General features: G+C 44.6%; 17 protein-coding genes and 4 tRNA genes. 5 read left to right on the top strand and 16 right to left on the bottom strand.

The window, feature by feature from the left end:
* Positions 1 to 64 precede the first annotated feature (64 nt).
* Positions 65 to 1,369 (top strand): M1 family metallopeptidase, encoded by a 1,305-nt coding sequence (locus tag FM019_RS20425; RefSeq protein ID WP_143837954.1) that lies wholly within the window; start codon positions 65 to 67, stop codon positions 1,367 to 1,369.
* A gap of 248 nt (positions 1,370 to 1,617) precedes the next feature.
* Positions 1,618 to 1,809: a DUF3185 family protein gene (locus FM019_RS20420; protein WP_143837953.1), complete on the top strand. Its 192-nt coding sequence runs from the start codon at positions 1,618 to 1,620 to the stop codon at positions 1,807 to 1,809.
* A gap of 100 nt (positions 1,810 to 1,909) precedes the next feature.
* On the opposite strand, the gene FM019_RS21105 is transcribed toward FM019_RS20420, so the two are convergent.
* A complete protein-coding gene (locus FM019_RS21105) occupies positions 1,910 to 2,377 on the bottom strand; it encodes a prepilin-type N-terminal cleavage/methylation domain-containing protein (protein ID WP_143837952.1) in 468 nt (155 codons plus the stop codon).
* Positions 2,378 to 2,746: 369 nt separating this feature from the next.
* Between FM019_RS21105 and FM019_RS20410 the strand changes: the two genes are divergently transcribed.
* Positions 2,747 to 3,220 (top strand): nuclear transport factor 2 family protein, encoded by a 474-nt coding sequence (locus FM019_RS20410; protein WP_143837951.1) that lies wholly within the window; start codon positions 2,747 to 2,749, stop codon positions 3,218 to 3,220.
* A 40-nt stretch (positions 3,221 to 3,260) separates the two neighbouring features.
* Here FM019_RS20410 and FM019_RS20405 read toward each other — a convergent pair whose 3' ends face one another.
* From FM019_RS20405 to FM019_RS20395, 3 genes are all read right to left on the bottom strand, one after another.
* Positions 3,261 to 3,728 (bottom strand): DUF1348 family protein, encoded by a 468-nt coding sequence (locus tag FM019_RS20405; RefSeq protein WP_143837950.1) that lies wholly within the window; start codon positions 3,726 to 3,728, stop codon positions 3,261 to 3,263.
* A 66-nt stretch (positions 3,729 to 3,794) separates the two neighbouring features.
* On the bottom strand, positions 3,795 to 5,870 hold the full coding sequence (locus FM019_RS20400; protein WP_143837949.1) for a pyridoxamine 5'-phosphate oxidase family protein: 2,076 nt from the start codon (positions 5,868 to 5,870) through the stop codon (positions 3,795 to 3,797).
* Between the two features lie 100 nt (positions 5,871 to 5,970).
* Positions 5,971 to 6,591, bottom strand: coding sequence for a glutathione S-transferase family protein (locus tag FM019_RS20395; RefSeq protein WP_143837948.1), 621 nt, complete (start codon positions 6,589 to 6,591; stop codon positions 5,971 to 5,973).
* Positions 6,592 to 6,747: 156 nt separating this feature from the next.
* Here FM019_RS20395 and FM019_RS20390 point away from each other — a divergent pair, with 156 nt between their 5' ends.
* Positions 6,748 to 7,632, top strand: coding sequence for a LysR family transcriptional regulator (locus tag FM019_RS20390; protein WP_143837947.1), 885 nt, complete (start codon positions 6,748 to 6,750; stop codon positions 7,630 to 7,632).
* Between the two features lie 43 nt (positions 7,633 to 7,675).
* Here FM019_RS20390 and FM019_RS20385 read toward each other — a convergent pair whose 3' ends face one another.
* The 6 genes from FM019_RS20385 to miaB form a co-directional block, all read right to left on the bottom strand.
* Positions 7,676 to 8,941: a metal-dependent hydrolase family protein gene (locus tag FM019_RS20385; RefSeq protein ID WP_143837946.1), complete on the bottom strand. Its 1,266-nt coding sequence runs from the start codon at positions 8,939 to 8,941 to the stop codon at positions 7,676 to 7,678.
* A gap of 62 nt (positions 8,942 to 9,003) precedes the next feature.
* On the bottom strand, positions 9,004 to 10,494 hold the full coding sequence (gene lnt / locus FM019_RS20380) for an apolipoprotein N-acyltransferase (RefSeq protein ID WP_143837945.1): 1,491 nt from the start codon (positions 10,492 to 10,494) through the stop codon (positions 9,004 to 9,006).
* 12 nt (positions 10,495 to 10,506) lie between these two features.
* Entirely contained in the window at positions 10,507 to 11,367 is an 861-nt protein-coding gene (gene corC, locus FM019_RS20375) for a CNNM family magnesium/cobalt transport protein CorC (RefSeq protein WP_143837944.1), read from the bottom strand.
* Positions 11,368 to 11,400: 33 nt separating this feature from the next.
* Complete coding sequence (gene ybeY / locus FM019_RS20370; RefSeq protein ID WP_143837943.1) at positions 11,401 to 11,859, bottom strand: rRNA maturation RNase YbeY; 459 nt, start codon at positions 11,857 to 11,859, stop codon at positions 11,401 to 11,403.
* Complete coding sequence (locus FM019_RS20365) at positions 11,856 to 12,914, bottom strand: PhoH family protein (RefSeq protein ID WP_143837942.1); 1,059 nt, start codon at positions 12,912 to 12,914, stop codon at positions 11,856 to 11,858. The genes ybeY and FM019_RS20365 overlap by 4 nt, the downstream gene beginning before the upstream one ends.
* A 28-nt stretch (positions 12,915 to 12,942) precedes the next feature.
* Entirely contained in the window at positions 12,943 to 14,382 is a 1,440-nt protein-coding gene (gene miaB, locus FM019_RS20360) for a tRNA (N6-isopentenyl adenosine(37)-C2)-methylthiotransferase MiaB (protein ID WP_143837941.1), read from the bottom strand.
* A 236-nt stretch (positions 14,383 to 14,618) separates the two neighbouring features.
* Between miaB and FM019_RS20355 the strand changes: the two genes are divergently transcribed.
* Positions 14,619 to 15,785, top strand: a complete 1,167-nt coding sequence (locus FM019_RS20355) for an FAD-dependent oxidoreductase (RefSeq protein ID WP_143837940.1) — start codon at positions 14,619 to 14,621, stop codon at positions 15,783 to 15,785.
* Positions 15,786 to 15,829: 44 nt separating this feature from the next.
* Here the strand turns inward: FM019_RS20355 and FM019_RS20350 are convergent, their stop codons facing one another.
* The 6 genes from FM019_RS20350 to FM019_RS20325 form a co-directional block, all read right to left on the bottom strand.
* The gene (locus tag FM019_RS20350) at positions 15,830 to 17,302 is read right to left on the bottom strand and encodes an alanine/glycine:cation symporter family protein (protein ID WP_143837939.1); all 1,473 of its coding nucleotides are present in this window, start codon (positions 17,300 to 17,302) and stop codon (positions 15,830 to 15,832) included.
* 120 nt (positions 17,303 to 17,422) lie between these two features.
* Positions 17,423 to 17,497 (bottom strand) — tRNA-Gln (locus FM019_RS20345).
* 37 nt (positions 17,498 to 17,534) lie between these two features.
* A tRNA-Gln gene (locus FM019_RS20340) sits at positions 17,535 to 17,609 on the bottom strand.
* Between the two features lie 7 nt (positions 17,610 to 17,616).
* Positions 17,617 to 17,701 (bottom strand) — tRNA-Leu (locus FM019_RS20335).
* Between the two features lie 24 nt (positions 17,702 to 17,725).
* A tRNA-Met gene (locus FM019_RS20330) sits at positions 17,726 to 17,802 on the bottom strand.
* A gap of 631 nt (positions 17,803 to 18,433) precedes the next feature.
* Entirely contained in the window at positions 18,434 to 21,535 is a 3,102-nt protein-coding gene (locus FM019_RS20325; protein WP_143837938.1) for a S8 family serine peptidase, read from the bottom strand.
* Between the last annotated feature and the right edge of the window lie 1,013 nt (positions 21,536 to 22,548).

The following is a 22,548-nucleotide window of genomic DNA, read 5'->3' as shown; positions in this document are numbered from 1 at the left end:
CACCTAAAAGTTCATGTAAAACAAATCTTTACTAATTAAAAATTAACAAGAGCGCAAAAAAGGAATGAATAAAAAACAACGATTGACGGTGTTGATGGGGCTCTTGTTCTTAGTCAATTTGACTCTGGCAAATGCAGAGCAAAACAAAGTAACGACTGTCATTGAAAAAATCGCTGAGAACCAATGGCGGGTTACCTATCTAAGCGAATATCCAGTCGACAGACTTGTCTTTATGCGCTCTCCCGACGCGTCAAGGATCACTCGCTGGACACCGATGAGTAAAAACCTTGAGATCATATTAAAAAACGATGTGGAAATAATTACTAGCACTAATTCAACGTCGTTTACCCAAGCAAGTTTTGAACTAACGCCAACCTATATCAACCTGCCTAAAGACTATTCCCCGTTTTCCCCTTTTTCTGACGGTAGTATGTTGTTTCATTCGGGCCGTTTTTTTGTTTGTGCCAATCAATGTAACGAGGAAGACAATCATTTCCTGATAAAGGTAAGGGCAAGTGAAAACGAAAAAATAGTGGCAAATGGTGAACTGTGGAATAAAGAAGCGCTTTGGGTAGATTCTAATAGCGGGCAAAAGATATACGTTGGGGCTTTGCCTATTTTAGAAAGCGAAAATGTTTATGCGGTTATCGACCCAGGGTTGCCGGATTCGCTTAAGTCATCATTGCAAACTCAACTTCCCAAGATGATGGCTTATTTTGCTGACAGACTTTCACCTTTGGACGACAAGCCAATGTTATTTGCCTCCCATAAGGATCGTCCCGATAATGAAACTGGGCATCAAGGCGGTACCTTGCCCAATCAGATTTTTATGCATTGGTATGGGGAAAAATCTATCAAGAATATTCGAGAGGGTGAAATCCTGTGGTTCTTCGCGCATGAAGTTGCACACCTTTATCAGGGTGAAGCCGCTAACATTGACGGCAATGAAAATCACTGGATCCACGAAGGGGCAGCAGAATACATGGCTTTTTTAGCGTTGAATGAATTTGGTGACGCTGCACAGGGCTTTGCTAAAAGGAAATTGAAACATCAGATCAGCTCTTGTATTCAAGACACCAACAACCGTTCAGTTAATGAATGGTTGAATGATGGTTACTATCCGATTCTGTACCAATGCGGTAGCCTTATATGGCAAGTGCTAGAGACTGAGTATCGGCAGCAGTTATCCAATACCGACGCCTTCGAGATATGGAAACATTATCAGCAACAAGCAAGTAAATCAGAGGCTGGTATTGAAAGCTTTCTAAAAACACATAAAGCCAATATCTCGGCCGAAACCTACCATGTTTTGAGTCGTTTCCCGCAGGCTAAAGTAAACGAGTTTATGGCAATATTGGCTCAGCCATGAAACATTTTAGATAGCAAAATTCACAGATAACGATTTCTTAAGCTTTACGAAGGTATACACCCGGCGAGCCGTTAGAGCCAGATGTTGTTGTCCAATTGATAATGCAATCCGGATGATCAATTATGTGTTAAACATCACGGGCTGTCGCTTATGGATCTCCGTTGTGATCATATCACTGCCGGTTAGCTCGAAGAGATGTATTTGATATTATTAAAGAAGTTAGATACTAAGACTTATCAGGAGTAAAAATGAATAGAAAAATTATTGGGATCGCATTGATTATTGTCGGTGTCGCGTGCGCTGTATGGGGCTACAATGTTTACGATTCAGCAAGCTCTCAAGTTACTCGAGCTTTTAGCGGAGACACCCCGATTGAAGCTTGGATAGGAATGGTTGGCGGCGCAATCGCAGTATTAATGGGTATGACCAGGTTAAAGTAATTTTTTGTTGATTGCGGCTAAATATTTAATCAGAGCACAGCGTCTTCATGTATTAATTAATCAAATAGAATGTGGATAAAAAATGCTCACACCTAGTGGATCAACAACCACTAGTTGTTGGCGTAATTTGTGGCTCTTGGGTAGAACGTGCAGAGGTGTAACGGATCTTGCAATTGCTTGGATCCGGCGCATCACTGATTTGCACTTCAATTGCCCCTAATTGACCCGCACAGTTACCGCCAACCCAATTAAAAGGTTCTTCGGCAACAACGGCATTGGCTATGCCACTTGGGTGAGGGCATGGGTAACCACAACGCAAGGTTATGGTTGCGCCGACAGCTTGTACGGTTGGATCAGTTGAACAGTCGGTTTTATCTTCTATTCTGGCTTTGATATTGACCAATTCAGTGGCAGTGCGCATGCTGCCTTCAAGAGATTCTAATGATGCGATTCGCGCATCGGTACTAAGATCCAGAAATCTTGGGGCCGCAACAACTGATAGGATCCCTAATATCACAATAACAATGATTAGCTCAATCAGTGTAAAGCCATTGGTGTTTTTTGGCATTGTCCAACCTTTTGAAAAAAATAAGTAATACTGGCAATCGTGATGTTAGCAAATTCCAAAAATTCGTATAGGATTAATTTGTAATTTGCACATATATTCCCTCCTGTTTTACAAAAATTCAGTGTTTTGATGATTGCGCTGATTTTCAATCTTTGGGTGCGGTTAAGGTAGCATCGAACATATTGGTTTAAGTGCGTGTTGGTCGGAGCATACTTTTTTGTTGGAGTAGGGAGGCACTTTAAGCAGCCACAGTTCAATGTTAACTGGGAAGATAGATATTTTAACGCGGTCAAAGCGTGGGCAATTATTCGCCCAAAAGCACGATTTCGTGTTAACTTGCACTAGAACCGTCACTATAAAGGATTAAGTATGCATCCTCATCAGCAGCTTTTGGAACGTTTTTACGCCAGTTTTAAAGAACTCGATGGCGAGCAAATGGCCGCGTGTTATCATCCTATGGTTCAGTTCAGCGATCCTGTTTTCACGCACTTACGCGGAAACGAACCCGGTGATATGTGGAAAATGCTATGCAGTCAGGCTAAAAATTTCAAACTGACCTATGGTGATATCGAAGCAGACGATAAAACAGGTAAGGCATATTGGGAAGCCCGTTACGACTTTTCTGCTACTGGACGACGAGTGCACAATAAAATTCATGCAAGCTTTGAGTTTAAAGATGGGTTAATTATTCGACACACAGACGATTTCGATTTTTGGAAGTGGAGCCAGATGGCACTAGGGCCCGTCGGATTATGCTTAGGGTGGACACCGTTAATACGCAACAAAGTGCAAGGTACGGCGAAAAAGAATTTAGAACGCTTTAGCGCCGCACAAAGCAAATGACCAATTTTTCTGTAACCTTTTAGCAATGTTCAGTCGCAATCTACATACCTAGATCAGATAGGCTAGGGTGATCTTCTGGACGGGATCCAAGAGGCCAAAAAAACTTGCGGTCTTTTTTGTTGATAGGCAAGTCATTAATTGATGCATGCCGATTTTTCATCAAACCGTTTTCATCAAATTCCCAATTTTCATTTCCGTAAGAACGATACCAGTTCCCGTCATCATCATGCCATTCGTAGGCGTAACGCACGGCGATCCGGTTATCGGTATGCGCCCATAGCTCCTTTATCAATCTGTATTGGTGCTCCTTTTCCCACTTTTGTTGCAAAAACGCCTTTGCCTGCTGACGATTGTTGACGAATTGGATCCTATTTCGCCATTTTGTGTCTAATGTATAGGCTTTTGAAACCTTTTCTGGGTTTCGGGAATTCCAACCGTCTTCGGCAAGGCGCACTTTCAATTTCGCACTTTGTTGATCAAATGGTGGTACAGGGGGCTTAGTATTCATAAGTTATTACTCCTATTTGAGGAAAATTTAGGCGCTCAAAAGTGGCTCGCTTTTTTGTCACACTAATTACAAGTCAATGACGATCTTGTCGCTGCCAGCAGCGGGGACGGCACAACAAAGCAAGGCTTCACCGGGGCGAATATCTGTACTAATTGTTTGTCGATATGTCACAGAGCCAGAATGCAACTTAACCGCACAGCTTCCGCAAGAGCCCATGCGGCAACTATATTCGGGAGCTAGTCCTTGCTGTTCCGCTACTTCGAGCAGGGTTGGATCTTTGGCTTTCCATTTGTGTACACGTTTGGATTGTTTAAATGTGACGATCGCACTATCTGCTTCAGCTAAAGGCTCTTCACTTGTTAAATTCTCTTTAAAGGCTTTACGTTTAATACGAGAAGGTCCAAATGCCTCCGCGAAGATCCGTTCATCTTGAACGCCATAGTCTATGAGTTGCTCGTATAGGCTTTGCATAAACGCTGCCGGACCGCAAAGATAGAAATCGTATTTGTCAAATCCAAGATTTGCTTTAATCAGATCTAATGTCATTCTTCCTGACGGAGGCGGCATTCGTGACTTACTGTCGGTAGCGGCTCCCTGGCTAGTAAAAGGAAAATACCGAATTTCTCCTTGAGAGTGTTCCATTATTGATTCAAGTTCGTGCTTAAACGGTGTTTGTTCCCAGGTTTTATTGACATGAAATAAGTTCAATTGCCTAACGTAACCTGTTTTATTTCCTTCGTTTAATACATGACGTGCCATCGAAATCATCGGCGTTATTCCCACGCCAGCCGCTAATAAAACGGCGGGATGGCGGGCATTTGCATCCATATAAAAAGAACCGCTGGGAAACTTTACATCAAATAGATCACCCACTTTTGCATGCTCGTGCATATAGTTAGACACTTCGCCATTTTGTTCCTGTTTTATGGAGATGCGATACATCTCATCAGATGGTGCCGAAGAAAGTGTGTAATGTCTGATCACGGGCGCTTTAGAAGAAGGCACAGGGACTTTGATTGTCAGGTGTTGACCAGGTTTGAAGGATAAAAGTGGTTTGTTTTTAGCATGTTTAAAATAGAACGACTTAATATCTACACTTTCTTGCGTGATGCGCTCAAGCTTCATAGACTGCCACTGTCTCGTTTCATTAGACGCTGCTTGTCTAGCCTCTACCTTTTGCCAGGTATCCGTTGGCGTTGTGCTGGGAGAATAGGAATTGAACGAGGTTGTAAAAGGCAAAGCATCTTTCAACCAAATGCCTTTGCTCAATTTAAATCGCCATGCTCTTTGCGCGCCCTCAAACGCAATGACTTGGGGATGATCATTCCAAAGTATTTCAACTTCTCCAGTCAGCATTAGCAGATCACCTGAGTTGAAATCTGGAAAAACTATCCCAGCTTTAGGATTAAGCAAAAAATTGCCTAACGTATTGAAGTGGTTGTTTCCGGAATAATCAGGGATGGTTAACACATTGTGATCCCTTTTCACGAAACCAGGCATTCCACCCCGATGGGAAACGTCTACGCCTTCGATATCAGGGCGTTCATTTGCCTGAATAAAGCTCGCGACAAAAAAAGTATCTGCATTGTCGATAAGTTGAATGCTTTGTTGATCAAATTTGGAGAATTCAGAGGGAGGTGGAAAATTGGAAAACTCCTCAGGCGAACGAGAAAATTCTATGTCACGTGATTGAATGTATTGCGGACAATTGCCAAAAGACTGATCTACTCTCAAATTCACACGGCCTTTCACGACGCTCTCTACACGCATGTTGACTCGATTTCTGCGACGCGTAGCCAGTTCAATGCCTAACATTCCAATCGCCGCTCCGGGCCGAGATAAAGCGGAATTTAGCGGATCACCAGGTAAGGCCTTGCTTGGTAAAGTTAAGGTGTTGGCATTCGGTGATCCGATAAATCCGGGCAGTCCAGGCATTATCGATGCCCACGGAAAACCTTGTTCATCGACACTACCAAAAACAGCAAAGGGCAACTGCTGATAAAAGTCACGATGTTGCTCGGGCATAAAGTCTCTGATGACCTTGTTGGCATAACTGGCGACGAATTCACGTTTACCTTCGCGGCTTTGTATACTGAGTTCACCTTCGTGAAAAGGCGAATCTTTTTGATCATTTTCAACCATGTTCCTGCTCACATTCATCATTTAACTACGGATATTTAGAAGGGAATTGTCAGCTAGACAATTCCACTTAACCTGTTGTTTATATGCAAGTTACTGCCAACTAAGCGCGTAGCCCTACTTTTGTTTCGGGCATAGACACAAAACCTTCCAACGATTCGATATTGCTTAACAGACGGCGCACATTCGGGTATTCATCTAAAGAAATATTTCCCTCTGGAGCATGTGCCACATAGCTGTAAATGGCGATGTCTGCGATTGTTGGCTGTTCATCAACTAAGAATGTTTTACCTGCCATATGGGTTTCCAGCTTTCTAAGCACTCTGGCTGCAACATCATGGGTATAACCGACATCAAGTTGGGCATTAAACACCGTAATTAATCGCGCAGCTGCAGGACCAAAGGCAATTTCACCCGCCGCAAGGGTTAAAAACTTTTGAACTCTGGCTTCCAACACAGGGTCATTTGGCAAAAATGAGGGTGCGTACTTGCGAGCTAGGTAAACCAGGATCGCATTAGAATCAGATATGACGATGTCGCCATCAACCATTACCGGCACTTGTCCCACTGGGTTAAGAGATAAAAATTCTGCTTGTTTATGCTCACCTGCGGCTAAATCTACAATGATCATCTGATGGTTAAGGCCGGCAATGTTTGCAAATAACTCTACGCGATGTGAATGACCTGAAAGTGGGAAGCCATAAATTTTAATTTGATTGTGCATTTTATTTTTCCTGTTGGTGGGTTGTTAATTTATTCAGTCGTGTTTTTTTGACATGGAGAAGGTTAGATCAAGACAGAGATAAAGATAATATGCTCAATTATTGAATTACTATGAACATTATGTTCATAATTGGCTCAAACTTATCGAGGAGTGACCGTGGATACTATTGACGGAATGAAAACCTTTGTTGCTGTTGCGTCTAAAAACTCGTTTACACAAGGGGCAATATTGGCTGGACTCAGTACAAAACTGGCAAGCAAATATATCGCCCAATTAGAGGACAAATTAGGTGCACAATTGTTTAATCGTACCACTCGAAACGTTTCTTTGACTGACACTGGGGCTGCTTATCTAAAACGTTGCATTCCCATTTTGGAACAGTTAGATGAACTAGAAAATGATATTCATGATAGACAAAAAACCTTAAGTGGACCGATACGGATAGCTGCCCCCACGGGCTTCGGTAGCAGCGAATTGATTAACTTGATACAGCCGTTTATTGCGCTGCATCCTGAAGTGGAAATAGACTTGAACCTGTCAGATCAGCGTGTAGCTATCGTCGAAGAGGGAATTGATTTAGCCTTTCGCTTTGGCAAGTTAAATGATTCCAATTTAGTTGCTAAAAAACTCACGGAAATGCGTATGGTTGTTTTTGCGTCGCACCAATACCTGTCTCGTTTTTCGCGCTTAAAAGACCCTCACGCGCTCTCTACGCACAATTGCTTAATCCAGAAGTCGTCAATTGACCCAAACCACTGGCAATTTGATATTCAGGGCAAAATCGAATCTATACCGGTGTCGGGAAATTTTAGCGCAAACTCTCCAAGAGCCGTGGCCTCTATGGTTGTGGCTGGAGAAGGCATTGGCAGATGCCCCATTTACACGGTTGAACCTTTTTTGGCTGCGAACAAAGTGGAGATACTATTTGAAGACATGGAAGTGCCTGGTTTTTCGTTGTATGCCATCTACCCACAAAGCAGGCACTTAACATCAAGAGTGCGAGCGTTAATAGACTTTCTGGTTGAAGCGTTAAAACACTAGCGCGTAAAAGCACGCTCAAGGCGGCTTACGCCGCCAGATGTATTTATTGTTTGTAAATTACACCGTCCTTCATAATAAATTGCACGTCTTCCATGACTGAGATGTCGTCTAAAGGGTTGCCTTTTACCGCAATAATATCTGCGACTTTACCCACGTCAATACTGCCTAATTCGTCTGATTTTTTAAGCATGGTCGCAGGATTAATGGTTGCAGCCTGAAGTGCCTGCATTTCTGTCATACCAAATCGCACCATGCGCGATAACTGCTTGGGATTGTCACCATGAGGGTAAACTCCAGCGTCTGACCCAAAGACCATCTTTACACCTGCTTTTACCGCTTGAGTGAAGCTTTCTCGTTGACGTGCGCCCACAACCCGCTCTTTATCCAGACTTTCTTGCAAAATACCGGCTTTTTCACCTTCGCCCAAAATGTACTCGGTGGTGTAAATATCCATTGAGAAATAAGTGCCATATTTTTTAGCTAATTTGATCGCTTCTTTATCCAAAAAGCTTGCGTGCTCAACGGATGTCACGCCGGCTTTAATTGCCGCTTTAATCCCATCAGTGCCGTGGGCATGTGCTGCTGTGACTAAACCACGAAGTTTGGCTTCTTCTACGATGGCATTCATTTCTTCTTGAGAATACTGCTGAGCGCCAACTTTAGTGCCTTTAGACAGCACGCCACCTGTGGCGCAGAATTTAATAACATCCGCGCCAAATTTGATGTTTTCTCTAACCTTTGCGCGCACTTGCCAAGGGCCATCGGCAACGCCTTGTCCTTTAGCTTTATACTCAGAGGGCAACAAGTTGTTATCACAATGACCACCGGTAATGCCCAACGAAGGACCAGCAACAAACATTCTTGGGCCGATAATGTCACCATCATTGATCGCATCACGCAACGCCACATCAGCATAGCCCGGCGCACCGACGTTTCTTACTGTTGTAAAACCAGCCATTAACGTAGCTTTCGCGCTTGTAACACCATACAAAGCTGTACGTGGAACCGATGATGCCAAGCGCTTATAACCATGCAGGTTGGCATTACTGGTGAGATGCACATGCATATCCATTAAACCCGGAACCAAGGTATGCCCATTCAGCTCAAGATGTTGTGCGTCTGCAGGGATTTCAATTTTATCCTGTCGGGAAACTTGGCCTATTTTGCCATCGATCACCACAACTACGGGAGATTCAATGAGTTTGCCGTTTGTGACGTCAACCAGGTAGTCAGCGCTTATGTAGCGGGTTTCAGAATATGCGTTAAATGTAAAAAGGCAAAGGGAAACCAGTAGAAGTAAGACTTTCATTAAACTTATCCAAATAATGATGAGGGGGTTAGCTTAAAACCTCATCAAGCATTTGCAAAGGATTAACGTGGTTTTCTGCGCAGTAATACTTGTCCCAAACCAATCAAAGTGAGCAACCAAAGTGGTGCATCGCCTAAGGTTCTGTAAGGGGTATAACCTTCTGTCGTGGCTATTTGAGCACTTAACACGCCTGCTTCAAATTGCGGAAGGCGGCTAACTATCTGGCCCTCATGATCAATAAACGCTGTAATTCCATTGTTGGTAGCCCGCAATACTGGAAGGCCAAACTCTTTAGCTCTCACCTGAGCAATCTCCAAATGCTGATCAGGGCCATGGGATGCGCCAAACCATGCATCGTTGCTAACGGTGATAATATAGTCGGTTTTATCATTCAAATTTGCAGCTATTTGCCGTGGGAAGGCAATTTCAAAACATATGGCAGGGGCAAGCAGAAATCCATTTGATTGTAAGTTTGGTTGCAAATAATTCCCACGTGTAAACGACGACATTGGCAAGTCGAAAATCGGCGCTAACTTGCGAAGCCATTGCTCAAAAGGAATAAACTCACCGATGGGCAACAAATGATGTTTATTGTACCTATTGCTGTGCATGTAATGGTATTGGCTTAACGAGTCTGCGGTTTGGTACTTACCCAAACCTAATAAGTGATTGTAAGCTTCGCGCCTGTCAATATGATAATTAACAATACCAGTAATGAGGCCTGTGTCAGTTTCAACAGCTTTTTGGTCCAATGCCAACAGGTAATTTTCAGCAATAGATTCCAACTGCGGAACGGCGGCTTCTGGCCAAATAACCAATGTATTGTTCCAATGCGCGTCGGTCATATCCAAATATTTTTGCATAGTCGGGCCTTCCTGCTCAGGTGCCCAACGCATTTCTTGTTTAATGTTACCTTGCACCATGGCAATCGACGCACCGCGTTGTGTCGGCTGACTCCATTGCACATGATTAAGCGCCCAACCCGATACCAAGCTAACTATCAATACTACAGCAGGGGGCGCGAATCGTTTTTGCTGAAAACCAATCGCAATCGATGTCGCGATACCCAACAACAATACACTGAGCCCAGTTTCGCCAATCACAGGGATCCAGCCTGATAACGGGCCATCAATTTGGCTGTAACCCACTGACAACCATGGGAAACCTGTCAGCAACCAACTGCGAATGTTTTCAATAACAAACCATATAAGTGGCGCGGCGAATAGCCAGGAGGGTTGGTGAACAAATCGCTTCAGTACACAAGCAAATGTGGCGGGAAACAGCGCAAGATAGGCGCACAAAATCACCATTAGTCCTAACGAGCCAACAAGTGGTAGGCCACCGAACTCTGCAATACTCACGTGAACCCAGGAGATTCCTGTACCAAACCATCCCATGCCAAACACAAACCCTGTTTTGAATGGGGATTCTGCCTTGAGTAAGGCATACATGAACCCGGCAAGCAATATAGGCGTGATAAACCAAAGCGAGAAGGGCGCATACGCTAAGGTGAGCAACGCGCCCAGAATGAGAGTAACCAGGTAATGGAGCAAAGTATTCAGAGCTTACTCTTCCTTGTTAGGTATCGTCACCTTAAGTTGGAGTAAACGACGTTTGTCAGAATTGGTAATTTTAAATTGCAAACCATCAATTTCTATTTCGTCTTCAGTCATAGGCATATGGCCAAAGGCTTTGAGCACAATACCACCGATCGTATCGGCCTGTTCTTCACTGTATTGAGTTTCAAAAAATTCGTTGAAATCTTCTAATGGCGTCAGCGCTTTAACCGAATAGGTGTAGGTATTGAGCGGACGAATGTCTTCAGAGTCACTTTCATCTATATCGTGCTCGTCTTCGATTTCGCCGACAATGAGCTCCAGAATATCTTCAATGGTGACCAAACCCGAAACACCACCGTATTCGTCAACAACTATGGCCATGTGATAACGCTGCTGGCGAAATTCTTTAAGCAAGGCGTCAACGCGTTTACTTTCCGGAACGATAACCGCTGGTCGCAATACGTCTTTTAAATGGAATTCTTTGCCAGGAATAAAGGCGTAAGCCAAAAGATCTTTGGCGAGTAAGATCCCTTCGATGTGGTCTTTGTCTTCGTTGATCACTGGGAATCGGGAGTGAGCAGATTCGAGCATCACAGGCAGAAATTCTTCTACTGATTCATCGACGTTGATGGTCATCATCTGAGCCCGTGGGATCATAATATCTCGAACACGCATTTCGTTAACACCCATCACACCTTCGATCATCTCTCTGGTTTGAGGGTCTATTACTTCGCGTTGCTCGGCATCAGTGATTATCTCGACCAATGCTTCTTTACTTTTCGGTTCTCCGTTGAAAGTCTGGACGATTTTTTCTATCCAGCCTTTGCTTGAAGAACCGCTACTAGAGTGCGGGTTGTCTTCGCTCATAATGTTTATTTTCGGTTCCTTGGGTAACTAGTTTTAATGATCTTTGTACGGGTCGTCAATGCCTAATTTTGCTAACAGTTCGACCTCGAGTTGTTCCATTTGTTGCGCTTCTTGTTCGTTTTCGTGATCAAACCCCAGTAGATGGAGGGTTCCATGCACCACAAGGTGCGCCCAATGGTCGAAAACTGCTTTGTTTTGTTCATTGGCTTCTCTTTCTACTATGTCCGCACAGATCACTAGATCCCCCAACAAGTTTATTTCAATACCCGGTGGTGCTTCAAATGGGAATGACAATACATTGGTGGGTTTGTCTTTTTGTCGGTATTGGTGATTCAGAGACTGACTTTCTTCGGAACTCACAATACGCACGGTAAGCTCCTGTTCATCGAGCTCTTGGTTCGACAGTACGGTATCGACCCATTTACTCACCCTATCCAATTCTGGCAGGTCTTTTCCCTTTACTGCAACTTGAAGGTCGACAATGTTATTCACTTAGATTTTTTCTCATCGTGTTGAGCAACCGAATTGTCTTTCTTGGCAGCTTCCTGTGCCTGTTTTTTTATCGCTTCTTGTTCTGATTCATACTCTTCATACGCTTGCACTATACGAGCCACAACAGGATGGCGGACCACATCGTTAGCATTAAAAAAGTTAAACGATATATCCTGAACATCTTTGAGCACCTCAATAGTGTGACGCAGTCCAGAGCGAACGCCACGAGGCAAGTCTATTTGGGTGATATCACCGGTAATCACCGCCCGTGAATTAAAGCCAATACGAGTCAGGAACATTTTCATTTGCTCTACGGTAGTATTTTGGCTTTCATCCAGAATAATAAAGGCGTCATTAAGAGTTCGACCGCGCATGTAGGCCAGCGGCGCAACCTCGATAACATTGCGCTCAATCAGCTTTTCAACCTTTTCAAAACCCAACATTTCAAACAAGGCGTCGTACAAGGGGCGCAAATAAGGATCAACCTTCTGAGACAAATCACCTGGCAGGAAACCTAATTTTTCGCCTGCTTCTACCGCTGGGCGGGTCAATAAGATACGGCGAATTTCCTGACGCTCCAGCGCATCCACCGCACAAGCAACGGCCAAATAGGTTTTACCTGTACCTGCTGGGCCAACACCAAAGCTAATATCGTGATTAAGAATATTGGCTACGTACTGACTTTGGTTTGGGTTACGCGGTTTGATCACGCCACGGCGGGTTTTAATGTGTACTTCTTTGCCGTAATGTCCAGCCTCGGCGCGCTCTAGACACTTGGCTTCTTGAATAGCAAGGTGAACTTGCTCAGGTTCAAGTTCTGGAATTTTTCCCCGTACAGGTTGTGTTTCGATGTATAACAACTTAAGTAACTCTGCCACGCCATTAGTTTGCGAGGCATCACCAAGGATTTTAAACTCGTTGTTACGGTAGCTAATTTCTACCCCTAAACGACGTTCAATTTGCTTAATATTATCGTCCAGTGGACCGCATAGGCTCGACAAGCGTCGATTGTCGGAGGGCTCTAATAAAACTTCGTTACTAACCAGGGTACTCAAAATATACAGTTACCTTTTTTATCTATGACTAATTGACTGATGTGGGGACGAATTGCGTCACACCCAACTCGTTCGTCGCATTATTCTGTTTTGCCAGGATGCTTTGCGGTGCAACGTTAACCCTCAATCCCATGTCTTTCTCACGCCTTACCACGTCACCCCGAAGGGAATTGGCAAACACGTCGGTGATCCTGACATCGATAAACTCGCCAATCATGTCAGGTGTTCCTTCAAAATTGACGACTCGATTGTTTTCAGTACGACCCGAAAGCTCCATTGGATTCTTCTTCGAAGGTCCTTCGACAAGGATGCGTTGTTCGGTATTGAGCATATTACGTGCGATACGCAATGCTTGCTGGTTAATGCGATTTTGCAGCAACTGCAATCGCTGTTTTTTCGTCTGCTCAGTGACGTCATCTGGCAAATCTGCTGCTGGTGTTCCTGGGCGAGCGCTGTATATAAAGCTAAAACTCAAATCGAAGTCTATTGCCTGGATAAGATTCATCGTTGCTTCAAAATCGTCGTCAGTTTCACCGGGAAAACCGATGATGAAATCAGAAGACATACACAAATCAGGACGCACTTTTTTCAAGCGACGAATTTTGGATTTGAATTCTATGGCTGTATGACCTCGCTTCATTAGGTTAAGAATGCGATCTGAGCCACTTTGAACGGGTAAATGCAAATGATCAACTAACTCTGGAATAGTCGCATAGGCGTCGATCAAATCGTCTGTAAATTCAACAGGGTGAGATGTGGTGTATCGAATGCGATCGATGCCGTCGATGGATGCGACCATTTCAAGTAGTTCTGCAAAGGTACAGATGCTGCCGTCAAAATGCGGACCTCTAAATGCGTTAACGTTCTGGCCAAGTAAATTGACTTCACGGACTCCTTGTTCAGCCAGTTGTGCAACTTCCAAGAGTACGTCGTCAACCGGGCGACTAACTTCTTCACCACGAGTATAAGGGACTACGCAGAAACTACAGTATTTAGAGCACCCTTCCATAATTGACACAAAGGCGGTTGGTCCATCGGCTCGCGGTTCGGGCAAGCGGTCAAACTTTTCAATTTCCGGAAAACTGACATCTACCACCGCTTTTTTACCATCCTTAATTTGATTAATCATTTCAGGCAAACGGTGCAGAGTTTGCGGCCCAAAAATCATATCCACAAATGGTGCACGTTGACGTATTACATCGCCTTCTTGCGAGGCAACACAACCACCGACCCCAATAATAAGTTCGGGGTTGTCTTTTTTGAGGTTTTTCCAACGGCCTAGCTGATGAAACACTTTTTCTTGTGCCTTTTCTCGAATTGAACAGGTGTTGAGAAGAATGACATCTGCGTCTTCCGCTTCATCCGCCAACTGATAACCATGTGTTGAGTCGAGCAGATCGGCCATTTTTTCCGAATCGTACTCGTTCATCTGACAACCCCAGGTTTTAATGTATAACTTCTTGCTCATATGGCCTGTTCTAACCCTAATAACGTATAATGACAGCGCAATGTAAATCGCGCAGGGACCTTCAATCGAACCGCGGATTTTAACGCTTTTTACTACGTAGCACCAGATCTGATGGAAAGAATCAGTGGGTCTTTAGCCTGCTTTGAGGCTAAAATACCTCTAGCCTGTTCACTATTGTGTCCACAACGAGTTACAAACAACAAAAATTGAAGCGAACCGATCAAGAGGGCTGTTAATTGAAAAATTATGATGTGTGTGTGGTGGGGGGCGGCATGGTAGGGGCTGCGACAGCAATAGGCTTAGCCAAAATGGGTTTAAGTGTTGCTGTGCTAGAAGCGCAAATTCCCGAGTCATACGCGCCTGAACAGGGCCCTGATTTGCGTGCATCTGCTATTAATCATCATTCTGAACAGCTATTAGAAACTCTCGGTGCCTGGCAAGACCTGCAAACAATGAGAATGTGCCCATTTAAACGTATGGCAGTGTGGGAAGCCGCAAACGCACGAACACAGTTCAATTGTGATGATATTCAACACAGCCATTTAGGCCACATTGTCGAAAACCGACTTATACAATTGGCCTTACTTAATCAATTTGCTGCGTACCCCAATATTGACTTGATCCATGGGCGGCCAGAGCGTTTGCAACAATCTGAATCCTCTTGCACGGTTACAATCGATAATCATCAAATATTATCCTGCACACTACTCGTCGGTGCAGATGGTGGAATGTCTAACGTCAGGCAATGGTTAAACATAGGACAGCAAGGCTGGCAATATCAACAGCATGCCATGGGCATTAACATCGAAATGGCCGACCACAGCCAACAAGATATCACCTGGCAGGCGTTTCATCCCTCTGGCCCCCGAGCATTTTTACCGCTTTACAATGGCTTTGCCTCATTGGTTTGGTACGACAGTGCAGCGCGCATCGCTCAACTAAAAAAACTCAATCATGACAAGCTTAAGGCCGAGATTGTCGAGGCATTTCCCGCGCAGTTAGGTGATTTTTCTGTGCTGGCCAAGGCAAGTTTTCCGCTAACCCGAATGCACGCAAACCAATATGTAAAAGGCAACGCGGTTTTAGTGGGTGACGCGGCTCACACCATTAATCCGTTGGCGGGGCAGGGTGTCAACTTAGGATTTAAAGACGTATCAGCTTTACTCGACGCGCTGCAAAGCTGGAATAAATGTCGGTCAGATTTGATTCACCGCTTAGCGGAGTATGAAGCTAATCGCCGCAAGCAAAACCTGTTGATGATGAGCACCATGGACGTGATATACGCGATGTTTAGCAATGACTTTGCGCCATTAAAGCTGCTAAGAAACGCAGGGTTAGCGTTGGCCGATAAAGCTGGACCGCTTAAACATCAGGTAATGAAATTTGCTATGGGGTTGGAATAGCACAAACTGTGAGCCTGGCATTTACCAGGCTCAAGACTGATGGATTATGACTGGTTTTTTTCGTTGTCCCAAATACCTTTCTCAGTGGTTCCCTGGATCTCACAATCGCCCGTTTGATATTCCGGTAACTTACCTGCTTTGTGTTTTTTGAAATAGTCTTGGCTTATTGACACTATGGTTGGCGTCATTATCACAATGGCGATGATGTTGATTACCGTCATTAGGCCAAGTGCCATATCAGCCATTGCCCACACTTTCGGTAGAGAAGCGCTAGAGCCCCAATAAATCATCGCAAGATACCCCAAGGTATAAATGGCACGACCCATTTTATTGTCGAGCTTAAACATATGAAGGTTACTTTCGCCGTAAGCATAGTTAGCAACAACCGAGGTAAACGCAAACAAACTGATGGCTGCTGCAACAAAATCGCCACCATAATCACCCAAGTGCGAACTCATTGCCGTTTGTGTTAGGCGGATACCTTCCATTTGCTCGCCGCTTGAACCTCCCGCCAACAAAATCACCACTGCGGTACAAGTACACAGGATCATAGTGTCGATAAACACCCCTAGCATTTGCACATAGCCTTGTGAGACTGGATGGTTGGGGTGGGGCGCAGCACTGGCGGCAGCATGAGGTACACTTCCTGAGCCGGCTTCGTTGGAATATAGCCCACGTTGAATACCGTTTTTAATCGCTGCACCCAAGGCGCCGGCACCGGCTTCTTGCAAACCAAACGCCGAGGTAATAATGTCGTACAACATGGCCGGGACCAAATCGATGTTTATCAACGTAATGATCAACGCCACTGAGACATAAGTGACTGCCATAAAGGGCACTATCCACTCGGCAAAGCGGGCAATGGCTCTTAAGCCCCCCACCACAATTAGCGCTGCCATCACGATAATAACCAATCCAGAGTAATGGGTAGGGATTTGGTAAGCATGATTTAGTGCGTCAGTGATAGTATTGGCTTGTACAGCACTGAATATGAAGCCGTACCCCATAAACAAACACAGGGAAAACAGAATTGCTAACCAGCGCTTATTAATACCTTGTTGAATGTAATAAGCCGGGCCACCTCTAAATTCACCGTTTACGTCACGTACTTTATACAATTGGCCCAACACACTTTCGGCAAAGCCTGTGGCCATGCCAAGCAGGGCGATGACCCACATCCAAAAAATAGCGCCTGAACCACCCAGTGAGATTGCCACGGCTACACCAGCAAGATTACCCGTTCCTACCCGTGCAGAAAGGCTGGTACACAACGCTTGAAACGAGCTGATACCCGACTTGGTACTTTGAGTGCTACCTTTCATGATCGAGAACATGTGGCCAAAATGACGGAATTGTAAAAAACCGAGCCGGTAGGTAAACCAAAAACCCGCCACAACCAACATCACAGCTAAAATGGGCAGGTAAATGGTATCAGGATTGTTTTTGTCTTCCCAAAATACACTCAGACCTCTGTTCCACAGCAGGTCATTAATAAAACTTACAACATCATGTATCACTCGGACATCCATTAAGGGGTTGATTTATCGATACAGTTTGCAGGGAAGCATTAAGCATGTAAAGGGAGGATTAAAGTGTCTCAGGAATAAAAAGCCCGAGACGAGTCTCGGGCTTCAATATGGCTGGGGTAGCTGGATTTGAACCAACGAATGGCGGGATCAAAACCCGCTGCCTTACCGCTTGGCTATACCCCAAAGGGCAGCAAGTGCAGCAACACTTGCTACAAAAAAATGGCTGGGGTAGCTGGATTTGAACCAACGAATGGCGGGATCAAAACCCGCTGCCTTACCGCTTGGCTATACCCCAACAAAAATGGTGCGGAAGGAGAGACTTGAACTCTCACGCCGTGAAGCACTGGAACCTAAATCCAGCGTGTCTACCAATTCCACCACTTCCGCAGTAATTCTTGATTTCGCAAGAATTGGTGGCTACGGCGGGACTCGAACCTGCGACCCCATCATTATGAGTGATGTGCTCTAACCAGCTGAGCTACGTAGCCACGTATTTTTGGGCACTCCGCTTTGGAGTGGCGCGTATTATGCTCATCCATGAATAGGTCGTCAACCCTTTTTTGGTATGTAATTGCTGATTGATTGTTAACTGAGCAAAAAGTGTCGTTAAGGGGTTTTAATGGTGCAAAATTTACCTGTAAATTAGCGGCTAATGGGGTTTTGGCACAAGTTTGTCTTACGGACAACCTGTCACCACCTTTTCCCAGAACGATTGCGGTAGCATCAAAAAGTTAGCATTTACCACTGTATCTACAAACTAATTGATCTTTTGTTTCGGAGCAAAAGGGGTTATCGGCTTATCTATCCCAATAGCTGAATGTAAAAATGCAGGTGCACCCTTTGACAATTTAGTCTAGTAAACTTGTGAAACCATCTACAAAAGCTTTGAACTACGTCGAATGCTGTAAAGGCCTGGGGCATGTTTGTAAGTCTTCTTTCGTTCACTAATTGGTCAACATCTCACAATTTGAAAGCGAGGTGATAACCAAGCTAAGCACGACCAAATATTGATTGCATTGCATCCCTTAATGTAAGACTTGAAAGGTCTAAACGGAATTTTGGATATCATAAGGTATAAAAAAGCCCGCACTAAGCGGGCTTTTAAGGATATTAAACGAATTACTGTGCTTTAACTTCCATCACAGTCATGCCGTTTTCGTCGCCGTTTTCATCTTTGTAGATGATACCGCCAACATAGTCTCCACCGCTTTGCAATCCACGCATGCCGACGTAGACACGGTTAGTGCGTCCGTCAACAGCAAGAGATGAAGCGCGTGCCGACATATTAGTCGAACGAGACTCGTCAACTGTCCATACGTTCAATGGCGCAACAACAGACTCCTGACCATCCAAGTCATATCCGTGAACAAATACTACGTAGATGTCACGGTTACCCAGGTTAGCAAGAGGTTGAGGGTCGACTAACAACACTGACTCTTCAGAACCACCATTTAGGCTAGTGCCTACTTGTGAACATTGGAAGTTAGGACAAGCATACACATACAAGTCCAGGTCAACGCCTTCTGCTTGATCCGCACCAGACAAACCAAACTTAGCAATGCGCGTTCCTGCAGGTACATTCACAAAGTAGAAACCTAATCCAGCTTCGTTGAATGAGAAGTTACTGTCTGGATCTTGACCAACAAGTGCAAACTGCTGAGCAGGTGCATCCAGGCCAATGGCTTGAGTGAAGAAACGACCATTGTAAGCAATCTCTACAGGCAAGGTTAGACGTCCAGCAGAACCATTGACTACCAGATCAACAGCCTCTGGCGCAATGATACGAGGCGGTAATACCGGCTTCATCGCGATAGGACTGCGTGCACTGTGTACACCATCAGACCAGGTCACGCTGCCAAATTCCCACGCATCAAGAACTGCCGTCTCGTTAGGCGTAAAGGTTAGCTCATAAACACCCAGGCCGCCTGCATTGAAGGCCATAGTGTCGCTGTTAACAAAACTACCAGACCCAAAGTCAAATACGCTTACTGCTACGTCGACACCTGCTGGTGCTTCAACACTAGCGGTAAAGTTTGCCGCAGGGTTGCCTGTGACATTTGTCACGTAACGTCTGACAGTTTGCGCTGCAGACAACTCAGCAATCGCAATAGAAGCAATGTTTAAATCGCTTGCATCCGTTGGGTAGCCAGCGTCTTCAAAGTCAGAACAGCTATTTCCTGAAGTTGCTTCAGTAAATGCAGCTTCACCCTGACCACATAGGTATGCCCAGTAGTCAAGTTCGTTCGCATCGTAAACAATACCTGGCGCAACCGCAGAGTTTGGTACAACATGACCGGCACCAAAATCAAACGGGTCAGCAGGTGTGGCGCCGTCTTCTTTGGTTACATCTTGTCTTGCGGTGGTCATAATTGCAGATTTAACCGCTGATGGTGTCCATGTTGGGTGTGTCTCTCTCACTAGTGCAGCAATACCTGCAATGTGTGGAGAAGACATAGAAGTACCACTTAGGAAGCCATAGTTTTCACCTTCGCCACCATCGATTTGGTCTGCAGAGGTACCAGCAAGTATGGTCACACCAGGTGCGGTGATATCAGGTTTGATCACATCACCTGTTGCCTGACTTTCACCGCGTGACGAGAAGCCAGCCATTTGGTTGCCCGGTTGTGGGAAGCCTTTTGCAACTAAGGTGTCAGTTAAGTCGATACTTACTGTCACACCATTGTTCTGGATTTCATTAACTAGATCTAGACCTACGCTGTTTTCAATCATTACGCTTGCGAATGGATACCCGCCAGGTAGTGTTGTAGGTGTGCGATTATCGGTGTACATCACTACGCCAACTGCTCCAGCGGCTAGCGCTTGGTCTTGCTTGTCAGTAAAATTACACTGACCACGAGCAATCAACGCAACTTTACCAGCCAAATCACCTGGGTTTGTTAACGCAGAACATGCATTAGCTGGCAAAGTTGGTGCTAGTTCACCAGTCAATCCTTCAGCAGGAATGCCGTCGCCGCCAACCACTGAGAAGATTGGATCTTGAGAAACTGCATCATAAGACACTTCCAGTTCGTTACCCACTAAGGCTGCATCACCATTATAAGTTGAAGCACCAACCGTAGTTACCCAAGGCACATTGTGTGCAACAGTTTGTGCACCCGGGCCAGAGTTACCTGCTGAAAGTGAACTATAAACACCGCCACGTGCAGCGTTAAAGAAAGCAACATGAACCGGGTCTGTTTGCGCTGTACGGCTGCCACTGATTGAGAAGTTGATAACATCCACACCATCTGCAGTTGCATCATCAATCGCCGCTACAGAGTCAGCGGTAGCACAGCCACTATTGCCAGGTGTGCTGCCATTCCAACAAACCTTATAGGCAGCAACACGGGCGCGAGGTGCCATACCAGAAACCGTACCTACAGGAACGCCTTGTAGGGTAGCTTCGGTGTTTTCATTACCCCCTGCGGTCGTCATGGTATGGGTTCCATGGCCGTCAGCGTCCCGAGGTGAATCAAATTCTCCAGGCAATATGCGTTCAGGTCCAAAACCGGCGTTATAGTAACGCGCACCAATTAACTTATTATTACAGCCAAAATCAGGGTCAGTTCCGGTAACACATTCACCTACCCAATCGGGGCGAGTAGCAGCTATGGGAGCAAATTCATTACCAGGTGCGTCGTCAACCAAACTAGGGTTTTCAGGCCATACACCCGAATCAACGATACCAATAATGACGTCTTCACCTTTAGTGCCTAAATCATGCAGGCCACCAGGTGAGGTCAGCCCTAAAAACGCAGGCGTGTTTGCTGTATCTAGCTGCAATAGCTTATTTGGCCACACATTTAGTACGTCTGGATCATTTTTTAATTTATTTACTTGGGCTGTCGTTAAGGTAGCAGAAAAACCGTTAAACGAATGCTCATAGGTATAAGTTGCTTCATTTACACCAACACTGGCCATAACTCGGTTTTGTTGATTTGCTAGTTCCTGACGATGCGCCAAGGATTGTGGAGAATTAGGGTTGTACTTAACGTTTGTTAGCACACCACCGGCTTTCGGTGCAATACTGTTATTATGCTGCACTGCTGCGGGGGTGCCGCGAAGTTGCACAATGTAAGACGTTCTGGAGCTTACGGTTTGAGGGCTCGATGAGTCTAACGTGAGTAGACTACGGTCTGGATTGGATAATGCCAAAGCACTATGCACAGACATCGCCAAAAAGCACCCGGTTCCGAGCACTGTTAGCTGTTTGCGTAACATAGAATTTTCCTTTGTTGATATATATATAATTATAATTATGAAGCAGGATAATACTGCCGACGTTTAGAATACGTCCTCAAGCTTCTTTGGCTTGGTTGACCGACTATAACGCCATTTTAGTCTGCAAACTATTATTTATTTATCGTTTCTTCAGACTTAACGGTCTGCTTCTGCAAAAAGCGTTCCTTTAACTTATCTAATTGATATTTATAGTAAAAAATATTTTCCATGATTCATGCACACATAAATTGTTAAAAAATGTGACAGTTTTACGAGTATTTTTTAATCAAGCATGTTGCACAATATAGAAAACTATAATGGCTTTTTACTTAGGTGAATAATATTTACCGAAAAAGAATAGGTGCGGGGCTGGCATGAAAGCTTTACTGGGTCTCTCTTTTTGATAATGCCATGAATGCCCACTGTCAGGAATGCGATTTATAATTTATTTACAATCATCAATAAGCGAAACCAAGGATACCTTATAAACAAAGTGTAAATTAACAGGACAGTTCTATATATACGGTAATTTCTCATTAGCCTACTTTTATGATTTTTTTGCCATCAAATTTGATAAATGCTTGACGTTTAATTTTGGATCTGTAGAATGCGCGCTCGCTTCAGGGAGTTCTTACAAGAACACTCATTCACAAAAAGCTCAGATGAGCATTTTGTGACATTGCTGTAAAGCAAGTGTGAAGCGGGATGCAGCCGGTTGGTGATTTGAAAAAAGTTTCAAATAAACAGCATAAAATGGTTGACAACATCCAAGGGGCGTGTAGAATTCGCGTCCCGCTTGAGAGAGGCTTAGGCCAAATCAAGCAAAGGTGAAAACCAAGTTTGTCGCAACCGACGTCATGTTATGACAGTCACCTTGCGCAAACGTCGCCTCAAAAATCAGTGTTCACTACGTTCACGTTTTTTGTTTCGACGAGTTTGCACCATACGTTCTTTAACAATTTGCAACAAGACAATCTGTGTGGGCACTCATTATAAGAGTGCTTACCAAAAAA

This window comes from Aliiglaciecola sp. M165 (assembly GCF_007197995.1).
Lineage (GTDB): Bacteria > Pseudomonadota > Gammaproteobacteria > Enterobacterales > Alteromonadaceae > Aliiglaciecola.
The sequence above is the reverse complement of the archived record's forward strand: the minus strand, read 5'-3'. Positions and strand labels throughout refer to the sequence as shown.

Coding starts and splice junctions, on each gene's coding strand:
- FM019_RS20425 (WP_143837954.1), top strand. CDS start 65: ATGAATAAAAAACAACGATTGACGGTGTTGATGGGGCTCTTGTTCTTA.
- FM019_RS20420 (WP_143837953.1), top strand. CDS start 1,618: ATGAATAGAAAAATTATTGGGATCGCATTGATTATTGTCGGTGTCGCG.
- FM019_RS21105 (WP_143837952.1), bottom strand. CDS start 2,377: ATGCCAAAAAACACCAATGGCTTTACACTGATTGAGCTAATCATTGTT.
- FM019_RS20410 (WP_143837951.1), top strand. CDS start 2,747: ATGCATCCTCATCAGCAGCTTTTGGAACGTTTTTACGCCAGTTTTAAA.
- FM019_RS20405 (WP_143837950.1), bottom strand. CDS start 3,728: ATGAATACTAAGCCCCCTGTACCACCATTTGATCAACAAAGTGCGAAA.
- FM019_RS20400 (WP_143837949.1), bottom strand. CDS start 5,870: ATGGTTGAAAATGATCAAAAAGATTCGCCTTTTCACGAAGGTGAACTC.
- FM019_RS20395 (WP_143837948.1), bottom strand. CDS start 6,591: ATGCACAATCAAATTAAAATTTATGGCTTCCCACTTTCAGGTCATTCA.
- FM019_RS20385 (WP_143837946.1), bottom strand. CDS start 8,941: ATGAAAGTCTTACTTCTACTGGTTTCCCTTTGCCTTTTTACATTTAAC.
- corC (WP_143837944.1), bottom strand. CDS start 11,367: ATGAGCGAAGACAACCCGCACTCTAGTAGCGGTTCTTCAAGCAAAGGC.
- miaB (WP_143837941.1), bottom strand. CDS start 14,382: ATGAGCAAGAAGTTATACATTAAAACCTGGGGTTGTCAGATGAACGAG.
- FM019_RS20325 (WP_143837938.1), bottom strand. CDS start 21,535: ATGTTACGCAAACAGCTAACAGTGCTCGGAACCGGGTGCTTTTTGGCG.